Annotated in this window: 14 protein-coding genes; 2 read left to right on the top strand and 12 right to left on the bottom strand. The window is 73.0% G+C overall.

What is annotated here, in order from left to right; translation table 11 throughout:
• Positions 1–20 precede the first annotated feature (20 nt).
• The 3 genes from FCH28_RS36735 to FCH28_RS36745 form a co-directional block, all read right to left on the bottom strand.
• Positions 21–329, bottom strand: coding sequence for an AzlD domain-containing protein (locus FCH28_RS36735; protein ID WP_136744769.1), 309 nt, complete (start codon positions 327–329; stop codon positions 21–23).
• A 97-nt stretch (positions 330–426) separates the two neighbouring features.
• Complete coding sequence (locus FCH28_RS36740; protein ID WP_136744770.1) at positions 427–1,218, bottom strand: AzlC family ABC transporter permease; 792 nt, start codon at positions 1,216–1,218, stop codon at positions 427–429.
• A 134-nt stretch (positions 1,219–1,352) separates the two neighbouring features.
• Positions 1,353–2,261 carry an AraC family transcriptional regulator gene (locus tag FCH28_RS36745; protein ID WP_136744771.1) on the bottom strand — a complete coding sequence of 303 codons (909 nt, stop codon included), beginning with the start codon at positions 2,259–2,261 and terminating at the stop codon, positions 1,353–1,355.
• Positions 2,262–2,406: 145 nt separating this feature from the next.
• On the opposite strand from FCH28_RS36745, the gene FCH28_RS36750 reads away from it, so the two are divergent.
• Positions 2,407–7,176, top strand: coding sequence for an Lhr family helicase (locus FCH28_RS36750; RefSeq protein WP_136744772.1), 4,770 nt, complete (start codon positions 2,407–2,409; stop codon positions 7,174–7,176).
• 79 nt (positions 7,177–7,255) lie between these two features.
• Complete coding sequence (locus FCH28_RS36755) at positions 7,256–8,071, top strand: Fpg/Nei family DNA glycosylase (protein ID WP_136744773.1); 816 nt, start codon at positions 7,256–7,258, stop codon at positions 8,069–8,071.
• Between the two features lie 132 nt (positions 8,072–8,203).
• Here FCH28_RS36755 and FCH28_RS36760 read toward each other — a convergent pair whose 3' ends face one another.
• The 9 genes from FCH28_RS36760 to FCH28_RS36800 all read right to left on the bottom strand — a co-directional run bounded on the left by FCH28_RS36760 (position 8,204) and on the right by FCH28_RS36800 (position 17,249).
• Positions 8,204–8,569, bottom strand: a complete 366-nt coding sequence (locus tag FCH28_RS36760) for a hypothetical protein (RefSeq protein WP_246103497.1) — start codon at positions 8,567–8,569, stop codon at positions 8,204–8,206.
• A gap of 155 nt (positions 8,570–8,724) precedes the next feature.
• Positions 8,725–9,195: a Dps family protein gene (locus FCH28_RS36765; protein WP_136744774.1), complete on the bottom strand. Its 471-nt coding sequence runs from the start codon at positions 9,193–9,195 to the stop codon at positions 8,725–8,727.
• A gap of 193 nt (positions 9,196–9,388) precedes the next feature.
• On the bottom strand, positions 9,389–9,772 hold the full coding sequence (locus FCH28_RS36770; protein ID WP_136744775.1) for a helix-turn-helix domain-containing protein: 384 nt from the start codon (positions 9,770–9,772) through the stop codon (positions 9,389–9,391).
• A 94-nt stretch (positions 9,773–9,866) separates the two neighbouring features.
• Entirely contained in the window at positions 9,867–10,403 is a 537-nt protein-coding gene (locus FCH28_RS36775; RefSeq protein WP_136744776.1) for a CinA family protein, read from the bottom strand.
• Positions 10,400–11,059, bottom strand: a complete 660-nt coding sequence (gene pgsA, locus FCH28_RS36780; RefSeq protein ID WP_136744777.1) for a CDP-diacylglycerol--glycerol-3-phosphate 3-phosphatidyltransferase — start codon at positions 11,057–11,059, stop codon at positions 10,400–10,402. Before pgsA ends, FCH28_RS36775 begins: the two co-directional genes overlap by 4 nt.
• The gene (gene rimO, locus FCH28_RS36785; RefSeq protein WP_136744778.1) at positions 11,056–12,561 is read right to left on the bottom strand and encodes a 30S ribosomal protein S12 methylthiotransferase RimO; all 1,506 of its coding nucleotides are present in this window, start codon (positions 12,559–12,561) and stop codon (positions 11,056–11,058) included. The genes pgsA and rimO overlap by 4 nt, the downstream gene beginning before the upstream one ends.
• Positions 12,562–12,664: 103 nt before the next feature.
• Positions 12,665–13,471, bottom strand: coding sequence for a helix-turn-helix domain-containing protein (locus FCH28_RS36790; RefSeq protein WP_136744779.1), 807 nt, complete (start codon positions 13,469–13,471; stop codon positions 12,665–12,667).
• A gap of 224 nt (positions 13,472–13,695) precedes the next feature.
• Entirely contained in the window at positions 13,696–16,476 is a 2,781-nt protein-coding gene (locus FCH28_RS36795; RefSeq protein ID WP_187364009.1) for a DNA translocase FtsK, read from the bottom strand.
• 113 nt (positions 16,477–16,589) lie between these two features.
• Positions 16,590–17,249: a response regulator gene (locus tag FCH28_RS36800; protein WP_136744781.1), complete on the bottom strand. Its 660-nt coding sequence runs from the start codon at positions 17,247–17,249 to the stop codon at positions 16,590–16,592.
• Positions 17,250–17,337 lie beyond the last annotated feature (88 nt).

The raw sequence follows: 17,337 nt of genomic DNA on the forward strand, positions 1-17,337 counted from the left end.
GAAGGGAGGCCGGTGCGGCGTCACCCTCCCAGGGCCCGCACCCCCGCGGTCACGACCACCGCGACTCCGATGACCAGGAGGAACGGCGCCCGCAGGACCAGCGCGACGGCCGCGGCGGCCACGCCGGCGGCCTTGGCGTCGAGCAGCAGGTGCTGCCCGTCGCTGAACGTCTGCTGGGCGGTGAGGGCGGCCAGCAGTGCCACCGGGAGCAGCGCGGCCAGCCGCTTGACGAGCGGACGCTCCAGGAGGCCGGCGGGCGCCGACAGACCGAGGTACTTGACCAGGTAGCAGCCGACGGCGGTGACGCCGATCGCGATCCAGACACTCATGCCGACACCTCGTTCCGCGCGGCCCCGTATGCGCGGGGCACGCACCTCTCGACGACTCGCTCGCTGCGCCCCTCGACGACTCGTTCACGCCGCTCGCTCATGCCGGGTCCCCCTCGGCGGCATCGCGGGTCCCCTTGGCGCGCTGCCGGCGCCCCTCGGCGAAGAGGACGGCGGGCGCGGCCAGCGCCGCCAGCAGCACCGGCACGCCCGTCGGGAGCAACGGCAGCGTCACCATGACCAGCACGACCGCGAGGCCGGCAGCCACCCGCTCCACGGTGGTCGTGAGCATCGGGGCGAGCAGTGCCAGGAAGACGGCGGGGCCGGCCGCGTCCAGGCCCCAGGCGTCGGTGTCGCCGAGCGCCTCGGCCCCCAGTGCGCCGGCGAGCGTGGTGAGGTTCCACAGGGCGTAGAGGGACAGCCCGGTGACGGTGAAGCCCAGCCGGGCGCTGTGCCGGCCTGGCTGGGCCAGCGCGACGGCGGAGGTCTCGTCGATGACCCAGTGGGCGGCGAACGGTTTGACGGCCGCCCGGTAGCCGAGGAGCGAGGACAGCCGCAGCCCGTAGAAGGCGTTGCGGACGCCGAGGAAGAACGCTCCGGCGGCGGCCGTGAGCGGGTTGCCGCCCGCGGCGAGCGCGCCGACGAGGGCGAACTGCGAGGCCCCGGTGAAGACCAGCAGGCTCAGCGCGCAGGTCTGCAGCAGGCTGAGGCCGGCGCCGGCCGAGGTCACGCCGAAGGCGAAGCCGGAGAGGCCGACGGCGATGCCGACGCCGAGGGCGTCCCGGATGACCGCGGAGTCGGGTTTCGCGGGCTCCGGGGGGAGCGGCGGTCCTGGTGGTCCGGCGCGCTCCGTGGTGCGTATCTCTGTCTGTTCTGCCGTCTGTTCTGCCACGTCCCGGACCTTAGGAAGGGGCGTGCCCTGCGGTCTTGTACGTTATTGCGCCGCGTGACCGAGCGCCGCGTGACCGAGCGCCGCGTGACCGAGCGCCGCGTGACCGAGCGCCCCGCCCCGCCTCATGGCACGGCTCAGCCGCGCGCCGCGCCGGGCTGCGCCGCGCGCTCCCTGCGGTACGCGCCCGGTGGCACGCCGACGATCCGGGTGAAGTGGCGGTTCAGATGCGGCTGGTCGGAGAACCCGACGGCGACCGCCGTGTCCGCGGGCGTGCTGCCCGCTTCCAGGAGGCGGCGGGCACGGCGTACCCGGGCATCGGTGAGCCAGGTGTGCGGCGGCATCCCGTACGCGTCCTTGAAGGCCCGCAGCAGCGCGAACGGGCTGGTACCGAGCTCTTGCGCCAGCTTCTCCAGGGACGGCGGGTCGGCCATCCGCTCCAGCAGGACGGCCTGGGCGCGGGCGGCGGCACCGGCACCCGCCGTACGGGGTGTGCGGGCCGGCAGCGGGCCTCCGTAGCGGCGCAGCAGCCGGGCGACGACGATCCGCAGCAGGCTGTCGGCGGCCAGGGCGTTACCGGCCTCGGCGGCCCGGTGGACGTCGGTGATCATGCGGCCGAGACGCGGGTCCTCGGCGACGGTCTCGGAGAATCCGGCGGTGCCGGGCAGCGCGCTGGTCTCCCCGGCGATCTCGGCGATGAGCTCGGCCGACGGGTAGAGCGTGGCGTACGCCCAACCCTCGGGGGCCCCGGCCCAGGCGGCGTGCGCGACCTCCGGATTGATCATGACGAGGCCGCCGTGCCCGGCCCGGACGACGCCGTCCGGGAGCCCGACCGCCTCGATCCCGTCGGTGACCGCGCAGACGACATAGCCGTCGTGGGCGTGACGCGGGAAGGAGTGCCGGACGTAGCGGGCGCGCAGCAGGTCGAGGCCGGGCAGCTCCGGGTAGCGCCAGTGGCGCGCCCATTCGCCGCGGGCCCGCCGTACGACTCCGGCGCCGGGCCCGCCGTCCGCGGCCGTGCCGTCGTCCCCGCTGCCCGTGATCATGCCCCCATTCTGCGCCCGCGCGGCCGCCGGCGGCCCGCCCGTCCGCACCGTGGACGGCCCGGGACGGACGGGTGCGGGGCCGCCGTCACCGGCCGCTCTCCGCTCCCGCGCCGCGTTGTCAGTGGCACGGTGCACGATGGGGGGCATGGCTCAGGCAGCGCTCGATTCGTTCTCGCCCGCGACCCGCGGTTGGTTCGCCGGGGCGTTCAGCGCGCCCACCGCCGCGCAGGAGGGCGCGTGGCGGGCGATCGGCGCGGGCTCCGATGTCCTCGTGGTGGCGCCGACGGGCTCCGGCAAGACCCTCGCCGCGTTCCTGGCGTCGCTGGACGCGCTGGCGAGCCGCCCGGTGCCCGCCGAGCCGAAGAAGCGCTGCCGGGTGCTGTACGTCTCCCCGCTGAAGGCCCTCGCCGTCGATGTGGAGCGCAACCTGCGCAGCCCGCTGACCGGCATCCGTCAGGAGTCGGTGCGGCTCGGGCTGCCCGAGCCCGACATCAAGGTCGGTATCCGCTCCGGCGACACCCCGCCCGCCGAGCGCCGCTCGATCGCCAACCGCCCGCCGGACATCCTCATCACGACCCCCGAGTCGCTGTTCCTGATGCTGACGTCCTCGGCCCGGGAGGCGCTCGCGGGCGTCGAGACGGTGATCCTGGACGAGGTGCACGCCGTCGCCGGTACGAAGCGGGGCGCGCATCTGGCGCTCTCCCTGGAGCGGCTGGACGAGCTGCTCGACCGCCCGGCCCGCCGGATCGGCCTGTCGGCGACGGTGCGCCCGGTGGAGGAGGTGGCCCGCTATCTGTCGCCGCAGCGCCGGGTGGAGATCGTCCAGCCGCCGTCCGGCAAGCGCTTCGACCTGTCGGTCGTCGTCCCGGTGGAGGACATGGGCGAGCTCGGCGGCTCCCCCGTCCAGGAGGGCGAAACGGGCGAGAAGCCGTCCATCTGGCCACAGGTCGAGGAGAAGATCGCCGATCTGGTCCAGGCCCACCGCTCCACGATCGTCTTCGCCAACTCCCGGCGCCTGGCGGAGCGGCTGTGCAACCGCCTCAACGAAATCGCCTACGAGCGGGCGACCGGAGAGGCGCTGCCCGAGCATCACTCACCGGCCGAGCTGATGGCCGAGGCCGGTGCCGCCAAGGGCGCGCCGCCGCTGCTGGCCCGCGCCCATCACGGTTCGGTCTCCAAGGAGCAACGCGCCCAGGTGGAGGAGGATTTGAAGGCGGGCCGGCTGCCCGCCGTGGTCGCCACCTCCAGCCTGGAGCTCGGCATCGACATGGGCGCGGTCGATCTCGTCGTCCAGGTGGAGTCGCCGCCGTCGGTCGCCTCCGGGCTGCAGCGGGTGGGCCGGGCCGGCCACCAGGTCGGCGCGGTGTCGACGGGCATCGTCTTCCCCAAGTACCGCGGCGATCTGGTGCAGTCCGCCGTGGTCACCGAGCGGATGCGCACAGGCGCCATCGAGGCGCTGCGGGTGCCCGCCAATCCGCTGGACGTCCTCGCCCAGCAACTCGTCGCGATGACCGCGATGGACACCTGGGACGTCGAGGAGCTGCTGGCCGTGGTCCGCCGGGCGGCTCCGTTCGCCGCGCTCCCCGAGTCGGCGTTCACCGCGGTGCTGGACATGCTCGCCGGCCGCTATCCGTCCGACGCCTTCGCCGAACTGCGCCCGCGCGTCGTATGGGACCGCGTCGCCCGGACGGTGACCGGCCGCCCCGGGGCGCAGCGGCTGGCCGTCACCTCCGGGGGCACCATCCCCGACCGCGGTCTGTTCGGGGTCTTCCTGGCGGGCGGCGACTCCGGCAAGGGCGGCGGGCGCCGGGTCGGAGAGCTGGACGAGGAGATGGTCTACGAATCCCGCGTCGGCGATGTCTTCACCCTGGGCACGACGTCCTGGCGCATCGAGGACATCACCCGCGACCGGGTGCTGGTCACCCCCGCCCCCGGGGTCCCCGGCCGGCTGCCCTTCTGGAAGGGCGACCAGCTCGGCCGCCCGCTCGAACTGGGCCGCGCGCTCGGCGCGTTCCTCCGCGAGATCGGCTCCCTCGCCCCGGAGGACGCCACCGCCCGGCTGTCCGCCGCCGGCCTCGACGACTGGGCGGCCGGCAATGTCCTCGGCTACCTCGCCGAGCAGAAGCAGGCGTGCGGCCATGTCCCGGACGACCGCACGATCGTCGTCGAGCGGTTCCGCGACGAGCTCGGCGACTGGCGGGTGGTCGTCCACTCCCCCTTCGGCGCGCAGGTGCACGCCCCCTGGGCGCTCGCCCTCGGTGCCCGCCTCGCCGAGCGCTACGGCATGGACGCCCAGGTGATGCACGCCGACGACGGCATCGTGCTGCGGCTGCCGGACGCCGACCTGATGGGCCTCGACCTCCTCGACGGCGGCGGTGACGGCCTCGGGACCGGCCCGGCCGCCGACCCCGGCCTCGCCGCCCTGGGCGCGGAGTACGACCCCGAGCAGTCCCCGGTCGGGGCCGCGGACGTCGTCTTCGACCACGGCGACGTCGACCAGATCGTCACGGACCAGGTCGGCGGTTCCGCGCTGTTCGCCTCCCGGTTCCGCGAGTGCGCCGCCCGCGCCCTGCTGCTGCCGCGGCGCAGTCCGGGCAAGCGCACCCCGCTGTGGCAGCAGCGGCAGCGCGCGGCCCAACTCCTCCAGGTGGCAAGCGAGTTCGGGTCCTTCCCGATCGTGCTGGAGGCCGTCCGCGAATGCCTCCAGGACGTGTTCGACGTACCGGGCCTGACGGAGCTGATGGGCGACATCGAGGCCCGCCGGGTCCGCCTCGTGGAGGTCACGACTCCCGAACCGTCCCCGTTCGCCCGCTCACTGCTCTTCGGCTATGTCGCCCAGTTCCTGTACGAGGGCGACTCCCCGCTCGCCGAGCGCCGGGCAGCCGCGCTGTCCCTGGACTCCCGGCTGCTCGCCGAGCTGCTGGGCCAGGCCGAGCTGCGCGAGCTGCTGGACGCGGAGGTGCTGGCCGAGCTGGAGCGCGAGCTCCAGTGGCTGACGGACGACCGCCGCGCCAAAGACGCCGAGGGCGTCGCCGATCTGCTGCGGCTGCTCGGGCCGCTGACCGAGGCCGAGCTGGCCGACCGCGGCGCGGACCCGGCATGGCCCGGGGAGCTCGCCGCCGCCCGCCGCGCCATCAGGGTGCGGATCGCCGGCGCCGACCACTGGGCCGCCGTCGAGGACGCGGGCCGGCTGCGGGACGCCCTGGGAACAGCCCTGCCGGTCGGCGTCCCCGAGTCCTTCACCGAACCGGTCAAGGACCCGCTCGGCGACCTGCTCTCCCGGTTCGCCCGCACCCACGGCCCGTTCACCTCCGAGCAGGCCGCCGCCCGCTTCGGCCTCGGCACCGCCGTCACGGATGGCGCGCTGCACCGCCTGGCCGCCGCCGGACGGGTCGTCCAGGGCGAATTCCACCCCGCCGGGATCGGCCAGGAATGGTGCGACGCCCAGGTGCTGCGCAGACTGCGTCGCCGTTCGCTCGCCGCGCTGCGCGAGGAACTGGAGCCGGTGCCGCCCGCCGCGCTCGCCGCCTTCCTCCCCCAGTGGCAGCACGTCAGCGCCCCGCGCCCGGCGCCGGCCGGCGGCCTCCGGGCACCGGCCCCGTCGCACGGCCTGCGCGGCATCGACGGCCTGGTCCGCGCCATCGAGCAGCTCCAGGGCGCCCCGGTCCCCGCGTCGGCACTGGAGAAGCTCGTGCTGCCCTCCCGCGTCGGTGACTACCACCCCGCCCTGCTGGACGAACTCACCGCCACCGGCGAGGTGTTGTGGGCCGGCGCCGGCGCCCTCCCCGGCAAGGACGGCTGGCTCTCCCTGCATCTCGCCGACTCCGCACCGCTGCTGCTCCCGCCCCCGCTCCCACTCGAACTCACCGCCCTGCACGACTCGGTACTGACCGCCCTCGCCCCCGGATACGGCCTGTTCTTCCGCCAGATCGCCGACCAGGTCCGCGCCACCACCCACCCCGACGCCACCGATCCGCAACTGGCCGACGCCCTCTGGGACCTGGCCTGGTCCGGGCGCCTGACCAACGACACCCTCGCCCCGCTGCGCGCCCTCCTCGGCTCGGGCCGTACGGCCGGCTCCACCGCCCACCGCGCCCGCCGCGCCGTGCCCCGCGGGCGGTACGGCGCCCTCACCGGGCACACCGGCCGCCCCACCGCCTCCCGCTCCGGCCCGCCGACGGTCGGCGGCCGCTGGTCCCTGCTGCCCGCCCTCGAACCGGACGCCACCCACCGGGCGCACGCCCTGGCCCGTACGCTCCTGGACCGGCACGGCATCGTGACCCGTGGCGCGGTCGCCGCCGAAGGGGTCGAGGGCGGCTTCTCCGCCGCATACCGCGTCCTGGCCGCGTTCGAGGAGTCCGGGCAGGCCCGCCGCGGCTATGTCGTCGAGGGGCTGGGCGCCGCCCAGTTCGCCATGGACGGCGCGGTCGACCGGCTGCGCGCGGTCAGCACCCAGCGCGAACGCACAGCCGACGGGGCGCTGCCGGGCGGCAGCCCGGAAAGCTCCCGTCGCGGCGGTCCGCAGCGCACCGTCGTCCTCGCCGCCGCCGACCCGGCCAACGCCTACGGCGCCGCCCTGCCCTGGCCCGACCCGCCCGAGGGCTCGACGCACAAACCCGGCCGCAAGGCGGGCTCCCTCGTCGTCCTGGTCGACGGCGAGCTGGCGCTCTACATGGAGCGCGGCGGCAAGACCCTGCTGGTCTGGCCGCTCCCCCACGACACGGGCGGACCGTCCGCCGACGCCCGCCTCCAGGCCGCCGTGACAGCGCTGACGGAAGCGGCCCGCGCGGGCGCGCTCGGCACGATAACCACCGAGCGCATCAACGGCGCCGCGGCGCTCACCTCCCCGTACGCCCCGACCCTCGAATCCGCCGGGTTCCACCCCACTCCGCGGGGGATGCGGCTTCGGGGGTGACGGAGGCGTCCCGAGCGTGCGGCCCAACCCCCGCACACCGGACGTCCCCGTCCAAAGCCCCTCCCGGCATGATGGTTCCATGCCCGAAGGTGACACCGTCTGGCGCCTGGCCCAGCGCCTCCACGACGCGCTGGCCGGGCAACCGCTGACCCGCTGCGACCTGCGCGTCCCCCAGCTAGCGACGGTGGACCTGACCGGCCGCACGGTGCTCGACGTGGTGCCCCGCGGCAAGCATCTGCTCACCCGCGTCGAGGGCGGCCTCACCCTGCATTCCCATCTCCGGGTGGACGGCGCCTGGAAGATCTACGCCCCGGCGGAACGCTGGAGCGGTGGCCCCGCCCATCAGATCCGGGCGATTCTCGGCACCGACCGGCGCACCGCCGTCGGCTACCGCCTTCCGGTCCTCGATCTCCTGCGCACCGCCGAAGAGTCCCGGGTCGTCGGCCACCTGGGCCCTGACCTCCTGGGCCCCGACTGGGACGCGGCCGAGGCCCTGCGCCGGCTGCTGGCCGCCCCCGAACGCCCCCTGGGCGAAGCCCTGCTGGACCAGCGCAATCTCGCCGGCATCGGGAATGTCTACAAGTCCGAGCTGTGCTTTCTGCTGCGCGCCTCGCCGTGGCTCCCGATCGGCGACCTCCCCGCCCCGGAGCGCGCCCCCGCGCTCGCCAAGAAGCTCCTCGAAGCCAACAAACGGCGCCCGGCGCGCACCACGACGCCCAGCGCCCGTCCCGACCGCCGGCTGTGGGTCTACGGCCGCGCCGGACGCCCCTGCGCCCGCTGCGGCACCGCGGTCCGCACCGCCGACCAGGGCTCCCCCGCCGACGAACGCGTCACCTACTGGTGCCCCACCTGCCAGCCCGACCGGCCGGACGGCGCGGCCGACGCACCGCGATAGCCGAGCGGCGCACCGCCGAGGCCCGGCGCCCGGCCGAGCGCCCGATGGTCCGGATGACTTTCCTGGGCCGGGCGGGTGAGCCCGAGGACATCGGGCACGCCCCACGGCATCAGCCGTCGGCTGCCAGGTCCCTCACGACCGGCCGGCCCGGCCCCCCGAACGGCGGCGTCGCCAGGCCGCGCCGAGCGCCGCCCGCCCCTTCTCCAGCGGCCGGATCCGCCCGCCTCCGGCATCGCCCTTGCCCTTGCCCACCCACGGAACGCAGTGCACCGGCAGCAGGCTGAGCCCCCAGCCGCCCGCCACCACGGCCCCCTCGATCGCCCCCGCCGACTGCGGCCACAGCGTGAGCCGGAGCGCCGCCAGCCACCACAGACCTCCGACGAGGGTCACGACTATCCAGCGTCCGGGGCCGGCCCGGGGACGCCCTCCCGGACCCGGCACATCGCCGCCGGCGCCCCGCCCGAGCGGACCGCGGGCCACCATGTCGTGCCACGCCATCGCTGCCTCCTCCGGCCGACGCTAGACGGGGCCGGTCGACCGGCGGGAGGGCGCACCGTCGCATTCCCGGAGCGCGCACGGCGATGCCGCGCCCGCCCGGAGCAGACGTATCCGGTGCCGTATGGGAAGCATGCGTCAGCCGTCGCCGCTGGCCGTCAGTGGGACTCGGCCTGGAACATCCAGTGGTGTTTCTCCAGGTCGGCGGTGAGGCCGATGAGGATGTCCTGGCTGACCGGGTCCGGGTCGGCGGTGGCGCCGATCCGCTCCCGCATCCGCTCGATGATCGCGCCCAGGCCGGTCACCAGCGTTTGTACCGCGTCGCCGTCCTTGATCCAGCCGTCCTGGACCTCGCCGATGCCGCTGGTCTTGGCGACCGTCGCGGCCCGGCCGTCCGGGGTCACCCCGATCGCCGCCGCCCGCTCGGCGACGGTGTCCGCATGCTGCCGCGCGGTGTCCACGACCTCGTCGAGCTGGAGGTGTACGGAGCGGAAGCGCGGGCCGACGACGTTCCAGTGCACCTGTTTGGCGACCAGGGAGAGATCCACCAGGTCGACGAGGGCTCCCTGGAGGGCGTTCCCGACGGTGGTGCGGTCGGCTTCCGAGAGCGTGCTCTTGACCACAGACATCCAGTTACTCCTCTTCAGGCCGTACAGACCATTCAGACCGATGTTCCGGAATGCCCCGATTTATCCAGTGATTCATCCATCGTATAGACGAAGGGTCCCTGCCGCGCAGGTCAAGAGGGCCGGGCGAGCGCGCACGCAGCGTGAAGCCCCGGCCGGCTGCTGCCGACCGGGGCTTCACCAACGATCAGGGGTGTCAGGCCGCGACGACATCCACGACGTCGGCCGGGGACTTGATGGTCACACGGTCCTCCGGCACACCGGCCAGGGACGTGACGGACACCGCATTGAACTTCGGCCGCACCGGTGCGGGCACCGGCTCGCTCGCGGCCGCGGACTGTGCCAGCTCGGCGAGCGCCAGCTCATCGCTGACCTCCCGCATGAGCTCGGACATGCGCACGTCCAGCGCGTCACAGATCGACGAGAGCAGCTCGGAGGAAGCCTCCTTCTGCCCCCTCTCCACCTCGGACAAATAGCCGAGCGACACCCGGGCGGAGGAAGAGACCTCGCGCAGGGTTCGGCCTTGGCGCTGACGCTGTCGGCGCAGCACGTCACCCAGCAGGCGACGAAGCAGAATCATCGCTGGCTCCCTCCTCGGACCTCGGATCCGGATCCTTCTCGCCCCACCGTACCGCCTCGGGCCCTACCGGCGCCGGGCGCGAGTTCGTGTTCACTCAGGGCTGCAAACATCCATTCCCCCCGTGTTGTTCCGTATCCTGTGCACGCGATTTTTCTGCGAGTTCGCTCAACAAAAGGGCGAGCACGGCTTCGACACTGTCCTGGCGGATCCGGTCACGATCCCCCTCCAGCGCCAGCCGGCGTATCCCGCCGGCGCCGTCCGGGCCCTGAACGGCCACGAAAACGGTGCCCACGCGCTGTCCGTCCTGGGGCAGCGGCCCCGCGACACCCGTGGTGGCGATGCCCCAGTCGGCGCCCAGCACCCGGCGCACACCGCTCGCCATCTGGCGCGCGACCTCGCCGTCCACGGCCCCGCGCTCGGCCAGCAGCGCGCCGTCGACGCCCAGAACATCCCGTTTCACATCGGTTGCGTACGCCGTCACCGACCCGCGGACCACCCGCGAGGCCCCGGGGACGGCGGTCAGCGCGCCCGCCACCAGGCCGCCGGTCAGCGATTCGGCCACCGCCAGGCTCTGCCCGCGCCCGGCGAGCAGCTCCAGCGCCCCGGCCGCCGCAGAACCCGGCCCGGTCACCGCGCCGAGCCCTCGTCGGCGCGCGCGGCCCGCTCGGCGCGCTCCTTGGCCAGTCCGGCCCGGCGCAGCATGACGGCCTGACGCACGTAGTCGAGGCCGGTGGCGACCGTCAGGGCCACCGCCACCGCCATCACCCACCAGCGGAAGGTGGCCAGCAGCCCGGTCAGCGGCAGGACATACATGCCCACGGCCGTACCCTGCGCCAATGTCTTGATTTTGCCGCCACGACTGGCCGGAATCACACCATGCTTGATCACCCAGAAGCGCATCAGGGTGATGCCCAGCTCACGGAAGAGGATCAGGCCGGTCACCCACCACGGCAGATCGCCCAGCACCGACAGACAAATCAGCGCGGCGCCCATGATCGCCTTGTCCGCGATCGGGTCGGCGATCTTCCCGAAGTCCGTGACCAGGTTGTACGTGCGCGCCAGATGCCCGTCGAAGACATCGGTGATCATGGCGATGGCGAACGCGGCCCACGCGAAGGCGCGCCACGCCTGGTCGGTCCCGTCCTCGTGCATCAGCAGCACCACGAAGGCGGGGACCAGCAGCAGCCGCAGCATCGTCAGGACATTGGCGATGTTCCACAGCCCGGCCTGCCGGACGGCCGGCGCGGTGCGCGGCCCACCCGCCGCGGAAGCCGGGACTCCGCTCATCTGCCCGCCTCCTCGGTACACGCCGTGTCCGCCACGGACAGCACCTCGGCCACGAGGTCGACGCCCTCGCTCGCGACCACCTTCGCTTCGACCATACGACCCGGCCGCAGGCCACCGCCGTTCGACAGCAGCGTCACACCATCGGTCTCCGGCGCCTGGTGCGCGGCCCGCCCGACGACCCCGTCCTCGTCGTCGATCCGGTCGACCAGCACCCGCACCGTCTCGCCGACCCGCTCCTCGGCGCGCTGCGCGGTCAGCTCCTCGGCCAGCCGCGACACCCGCGCCAGCCGCTCCGCGACCACGTCCGGATCGACCTTGTCCTCGTACGAGGCGGCTTCGGTGCCGTCCTCGTCGGAGTAGCCGAAGACGCCGATCGCATCCAGCCGGGCCTCGGTGATGAAGCGCTCCAGTTCGGCCAGGTCGGCCTCGCTCTCGCCCGGGAAGCCGACGATGAAGTTGGAGCGGGCGCCGGCCTCGGGCGCCTTCGTCCGGATCGTCTGCAGCAGGTCCAGGAAGCGCTCGGTGTCACCGAACCGCCGCATCGCGCGCAGCACCCCGGGAGCGGAGTGCTGGAAGGACAGATCGAAGTACGGCGCGACCTTGTCGGTGCCGGTCAGCACGTCGATCAGCCCCGGGCGCATCTCGGCGGGCTGCAGATAGCTGACCCGGATCCGCTCGACACCGTCGACGGCCGCGAGCTCCGGCAGCAGCGTCTCCAGCAGCCGGATGTCGCCCAGGTCCTTGCCGTAGGAGGTGTTGTTCTCGGAGACCAGCATGATCTCCTTGACGCCCTGACCGGCCAGCCAGCGGGTCTCGCCGAGCACGTCGGAGGGCCGGCGGGAGATGAAGGAGCCGCGGAAGGACGGGATGGCGCAGAACGAGCAGCGCCGGTCGCAGCCGGAGGCCAGCTTGACCGAGGCGACCGGACTGCTGCCGAGTCTGCGGCGCAGCGGCGCACGCGGCCCGGAGGCGGGCGCGACGCCCTCCGGCAGGTCCTCGGGTGGGGCCGCCGGCGGCTCGTCGGAACCGGTCTGCGCATGGCCGGGCAGTGCGACCTCGGCGGCGCCCTGGCGCTCGGCCGGGCTGATCGGCAGCAGCTTGCGGCGGTCGCGCGGGGTGTGCGAGGCGTGGATGCCGCCGCTCAGGATGGTCTGCAGACGGTCGGAGATATCGCCGTAGTCGTCGAAGCCGAGCACGCCGTCGGCCTCCGGCAGCGCCTCGGCGAGTTCCTTGCCGTAGCGCTCGGCCATGCAGCCGACGGCCACGACGGCCTGGGTCCGGCCGTGATCCTTGAGATCATTGGCCTCGAGGAGGGCGTCGACGGAGTCCTTCTTGGCGGCTTCGACGAAGCCGCAGGTGTTGACGACGGCGACATCGGCATCGGCGGCTTCCTCGACGAGCTCCCAGCCGTCCGCTGCCAAGCGGCCTGCGAGTTCCTCCGAGTCCACCTCGTTACGGGCGCAGCCAAGGGTGACAAGGGCGACGGTACGGCGTTCGGGCATGGGGCTCAGCCTACTTCGTCCCGGCCGCCCCCATGGCGCGCAGGTCAGTGCCGCCGGTCCCGGGCACCCCGGGACGGGCGGCGGACGCGGCCTGCGCCCGGTCTCAGCCCGCCTGGGGATCCCCGGGGGTGTAGCTGAGCCGCTCCACGGAACCCTTGTCGCCGACCTGCTTGACCTCCTTGCCGTTGACGTACAGCTGCACGGCTCCGGCGTTGCCCAGGACCAGGTCGATCCGCTTCTTGTCGGTGAAGGTCAGGGACTGGCCCTGCTTGAGCAGCCCGTCCTGGAGCAGCTTGCCGTTGGCGTCCTTGGCGGAGATCCAGCTCTGGCCGTCCCGGGCGGTCACCTTGATCGTGACCTTGTCCTTGGGCAGCCCGGCGATGGCGCTGTCGGAGGGGTCGGGCTTGGGGGGCTTGGTGGTGTGCGCCTTGGTGGGCGCCGGGGCCGGCTGGTCCGCGTTGGCGGTGTCGCCACCCGCGATCGGTCCGCCGCCGCCCTTGTCACCGTCGCTGAAGAGCGTGAAGCCGACGAAACCGACGACGGCGACGATCGCCGCCACCATCGCGGCGGTCCAGTTGGGGCGGCGCGGGTCGGAGCGGATCCGCTCGGCCTCGAAAAGCGGCGCCGCGGGGGTCGGCTCGGGCCGTCCGCCGTGCTCGGCGTCGTACTGCGCGACCAGCGGTTCGGGGTTGAGGCCGACGGCGCGGGCGAGGGTTCTGATGTGTCCGCGGGCATAGACGTCGCCCCCGCAGCGCGAGAAGTCGTCCTGCTCGATGGCGTGCGCGATGGGGATGCGCACCCGGGTGGTCGAACTGACCTCTTCGACGGTCAGTCCTGCGTGGATACGGGCCTGCTGGAGGGCGCGACCGATGGAAGGCCGGTCGTCTTCGGGGGAGTTGCCGATGGACACGGGGGCGCCTTTCGAGCGTGTAGCCACCTGCTGGAGGTTCAGTCTAGGGGTGGAGCGAAAGGGTCAGGCAAGCGGGAGAGCAGAGTTTGTACGCCATCGGAACGCCTGCGAACGGTGCCGCTGAGCTCGATGATGAAGCATCGTTCCGCCACCTCCCTCAACTTGACGTATCGGCAGGAAGAACGGTTGCTTTCTCTCACCTACGAGTGACCCGGATTTGTGTGCTACTGAGTAGCCTCCCCCCGGATCACCGCCAGCACTCCGTCCAATTCATCCGGCTTCACCAGGACATCTCGCGCCTTGGACCCCTCACTCGGTCCGACGATGTTCCGTGACTCCATCAGGTCCATCAGCCGGCCGGCCTTGGCGAACCCCACCCGCAGCTTCCGCTGGAGCATCGACGTCGACCCGAACTGAGTGGAAACCACCAGCTCAGCGGCCTGGCACAGCAGATCCAGGTCATCGCCGATGTCCTCGTCGATCTCCTTCTTCTGCTTGCTGCCCACCGTGACGTCGTCGCGGAAGACCGGCGCCATCTGATCCTTGCAGTGCTGGACGACGGCCGCGACCTCGGCCTCGGTCACAAACGCGCCCTGCATACGGACCGGCTTGTTCGCGCCCATCGGCAGGAACAGTCCGTCGCCCTTGCCGATCAGCTTCTCGGCACCCGGCTGGTCGAGAATGACCCGGCTGTCGGCGAGCGAGGAGGTGGCGAACGCCAGCCGGGACGGCACATTCGCCTTGATGAGGCCGGTGACGACATCGACGGACGGGCGCTGGGTGGCGAGCACCAGATGGATGCCGGCCGCCCGTGCAAGCTGGGTGATGCGGACGATGGAGTCCTCCACGTCCCGCGGCGCGACCATCATCAGGTCCGCCAGCTCGTCGACGATGACCAGCAGATACGGGTACGGCGACAGCTCGCGCTCGCTGCCCTCCGGCGCGGTCACCTTGCCGCTGCGCACCGCCTCGTTGAAGTCGTCGATGTGCCGGAAGCCGTACGCCGCGAGATCGTCGTAGCGCAGGTCCATCTCACGGACCACCCACTGGAGCGCCTCGGCGGCCCGCTTGGGATTGGTGATGATCGGCGTGATGAGGTGCGGGATGCCTTCGTAGGCGGTCAGTTCGACGCGCTTGGGGTCGACCAGCACCATCCGCACGTCCTCCGGGGTGGCGCGGACCATCACCGAGGTGATCAGGCAGTTGATGCAGGAGGACTTGCCGGAGCCGGTGGCACCGGCGACCAGGACATGCGGCATCTTCGCCATGTTGGCCATGACGTAGCCGCCCTCGACGTCCTTGCCGAGCGCCACCAGCATCGGATGCTCGTCGCCCGCGGCGTCGGCCAGCCGCAGCACGTCGCCGAGGTTGACCATCTCGCGGTCGGTGTTGGGGATCTCGATGCCTACCGCGGACTTGCCGGGGATCGGGCTGATGATGCGGACGTCCGGGCTGGCGACGGCGTAGGCGATGTTCTTGGCCAGCGCGGTGATCTTCTCGACCTTGACGGCCGGGCCGAGCTCGACCTCGTAGCGGGTGACCGTCGGGCCGCGGGTGAAGCCGGTGACCGCGGCGTCGACCTTGAACTCCTGGAAGACGTTGGTCAGCGAGGCCACTATGGCGTCGTTCGCGGCACTGCGGGTCTTGCCGGGGCCGCCCCGGGAGAGCAGGTCGAGGGACGGCAGGGAGTACGTGATGTCGCCGGACAGCTGGAGCTGCTCGGCGCGCGCCGGCAGACCGTCGGACGGCTCGGGCGGGGGCTTGGTGAAGTCCGGCACCGCCGGGGTGTCCTCGACGCCGGACGGCTCCGCCTCGCGGGCCGGCGGCACCGCGCCGCTCTCCGCCCCCGTGGCCTCGCCGTCGCCGTCCCGCCGCTCACCCGAGATGCTGCTGCTGAGGCCGGCGACGAGCGGGGAGGGCTGGACGCCGTGCAGCACCGCGCCGTCCAGCGCGGCGGCGGCCGCGGCGGCCACGTCCACCGCGTCCATCGGCCGGTCCATGGCGCGGTCCGCCGACGACCGGCGTGGCCGGCGCTCGGCCAGCGCCCGCTCCTCCAGCGCGTCCGGGTCCGCAGGGACCGCCCCGGCGGTACGGCGGGACCTGCGGGCGGGCTGCTCGCGCCAGTCCTCCGCGAATTCCCCGGCCTCCGGGGAGAACTCCTCGGCGTCCTGCTCCGGCTGCACCACACCCAGCTTGGTGCCGAGCTGCCGCAGCCGCTGCGGGATGGCGTTCACCGGCGTCGCGGTGACCACCAGCAGCCCGAACACGGTCAGCAGCGCCAGCAGCGCCACGGCGAGGGTCTGCCCGACGGTGAAGATCAGCGGCTTGGACGCGACCCAGCCGAGATAGCCGCCGGCGTCCTGTATGGCCGCGAGGCCATCGCCCCGGCCCGGCGAACCGCAGGCCATCGCGACCTGGCCGAGGACACCGACCACCAGCGCCGACAGCCCGATGACGATCCGGCCGTTGGCCTCGGGCTGCTCGGGGTGGCGGATCAGCCGTACCGCGATGCCGCCCAGCAGCACCGGCACCACCAGATCGAGCCGGCCGAAGGCGCCGGTCACCAGCAGCTCGACGAGATCGCCGACCGGCCCGCTGAGGTTGGACCAGGTGCCGGCCGCGATGACCAGGCCGAGGCCGAGCAGCAGCAGCGCCAGGCCGTCCTTGCGGTGCGCCGGGTCGAGGTTCTTCGCACCACGCCCGAAGCCACGGAACATCGCCCCGATGGCGTGCGCCAGCCCTAGCCAGCAGGCCCGCACGAGACGGTAGACGCCGCCGGTCGGTGACGGCGCCGGCTTCGCGGCGGCCTTCTTCGCGGGCGCCTTCTTGGCGGGGGCCCGCTTCGCGGCGGCCTTCTTCGCCGGCGGCTTCCCGCCGGTCGCCCGCTTCCCCGAAGGCGACTGTTTCGCGGCGCTCTTCTTGGCGGCGCCTCCGGACTGTCCGGCGCGCTGCTTCGAGGGGCCCGCCGTGCTCTGGGTTCCCTTGCCGGACGTACGTGAGGCCATGGTGACGAGATTACAGGCGACGGCAAGCGTGTCACGAGCGCACGCCGCTTCACCCATTCGTGTCGCGCACAGCCCTCATGAAGGGGCGTCAATCGGCCCGCGAGGGCCGTCAGTCAGCCCGCCGGGGTCCCCGATCCGGGCTCCAGCGCATCCAGCGCCCGGCGCAGGCCGGTCAGTTTGCGCTCCAGATGGGCGGCGGTCGCCACCGCCGCGGCGTCCGCCGACTCGTCCAACTGCTTGGACAGCGCCTCCGCCTGCTCCTCGACCGCGGCCAGCCGGGCGGACAGCTCGGCGAGCAGCCCCGCGGCCTCCGTGGGGTCCTCGCCGTTCGGCCGCCCGCCCTCCAGCTGGAGCCTCAGCAGCGAAGCCTGCTCGCGGAGTTGGCAGTTCTTCATGTAGAGCTCGACGAACACCGAGACCTTGGCGCGCAGCACCCACGGGTCGAACGGCTTGGAGATGTAGTCGACCGCGCCGGCCGCATAGCCGCGGAAGGTGTGGTGCGGGCCGTGGTTGATGGCGGTGAGGAAGATGATCGGGATGTCGCGGGTGCGTTCGCGCCGCTTGATGTGCGCCGCGGTCTCGAAGCCGTCCATCCCCGGCATCTGCACATCGAGCAGGATCACCGCGAAATCGTCGGTGAGCAGTGCTTTGAGCGCTTCCTCCCCGGACGATGCCCGCACCAGTGTCTGATCGAGCGCGGAGAGGATCGCCTCCAGCGCCAGCAGATTCTCCGGCCGGTCATCGACCAGGAGGATCTTGGCCTTCTGCACCATGGCCCGTCCTCCTCGCCCCGGCATCGAACCGGACGCCGCCCCAGGGGACGACTCCGTCACGCCGCCCGTCCTTGTGCCGGTCATGGTA

This window comes from Streptomyces piniterrae (genome assembly GCF_005048155.1).
GTDB classification, from domain to species: domain Bacteria; phylum Actinomycetota; class Actinomycetes; order Streptomycetales; family Streptomycetaceae; genus Streptomyces; species Streptomyces piniterrae.

Bases quoted from the DNA above. Each gene is read 5' to 3' on its own strand.
- FCH28_RS36735 (WP_136744769.1), bottom strand. From the start codon at position 329: ATGAGTGTCTGGATCGCGATCGGCGTCACCGCCGTCGGCTGCTACCTG.
- FCH28_RS36745 (WP_136744771.1), bottom strand. From the start codon at position 2,261: ATGATCACGGGCAGCGGGGACGACGGCACGGCCGCGGACGGCGGGCCC.
- FCH28_RS36750 (WP_136744772.1), top strand. From the start codon at position 2,407: ATGGCTCAGGCAGCGCTCGATTCGTTCTCGCCCGCGACCCGCGGTTGG.
- FCH28_RS36755 (WP_136744773.1), top strand. From the start codon at position 7,256: ATGCCCGAAGGTGACACCGTCTGGCGCCTGGCCCAGCGCCTCCACGAC.
- FCH28_RS36760 (WP_246103497.1), bottom strand. From the start codon at position 8,569: ATGGCGTGGCACGACATGGTGGCCCGCGGTCCGCTCGGGCGGGGCGCC.
- FCH28_RS36765 (WP_136744774.1), bottom strand. From the start codon at position 9,195: ATGTCTGTGGTCAAGAGCACGCTCTCGGAAGCCGACCGCACCACCGTC.
- FCH28_RS36770 (WP_136744775.1), bottom strand. From the start codon at position 9,772: ATGATTCTGCTTCGTCGCCTGCTGGGTGACGTGCTGCGCCGACAGCGT.
- pgsA (WP_136744777.1), bottom strand. From the start codon at position 11,059: ATGAGCGGAGTCCCGGCTTCCGCGGCGGGTGGGCCGCGCACCGCGCCG.
- rimO (WP_136744778.1), bottom strand. From the start codon at position 12,561: ATGCCCGAACGCCGTACCGTCGCCCTTGTCACCCTTGGCTGCGCCCGT.
- FCH28_RS36795 (WP_187364009.1), bottom strand. From the start codon at position 16,476: ATGGCCTCACGTACGTCCGGCAAGGGAACCCAGAGCACGGCGGGCCCC.
- FCH28_RS36800 (WP_136744781.1), bottom strand. From the start codon at position 17,249: ATGGTGCAGAAGGCCAAGATCCTCCTGGTCGATGACCGGCCGGAGAAT.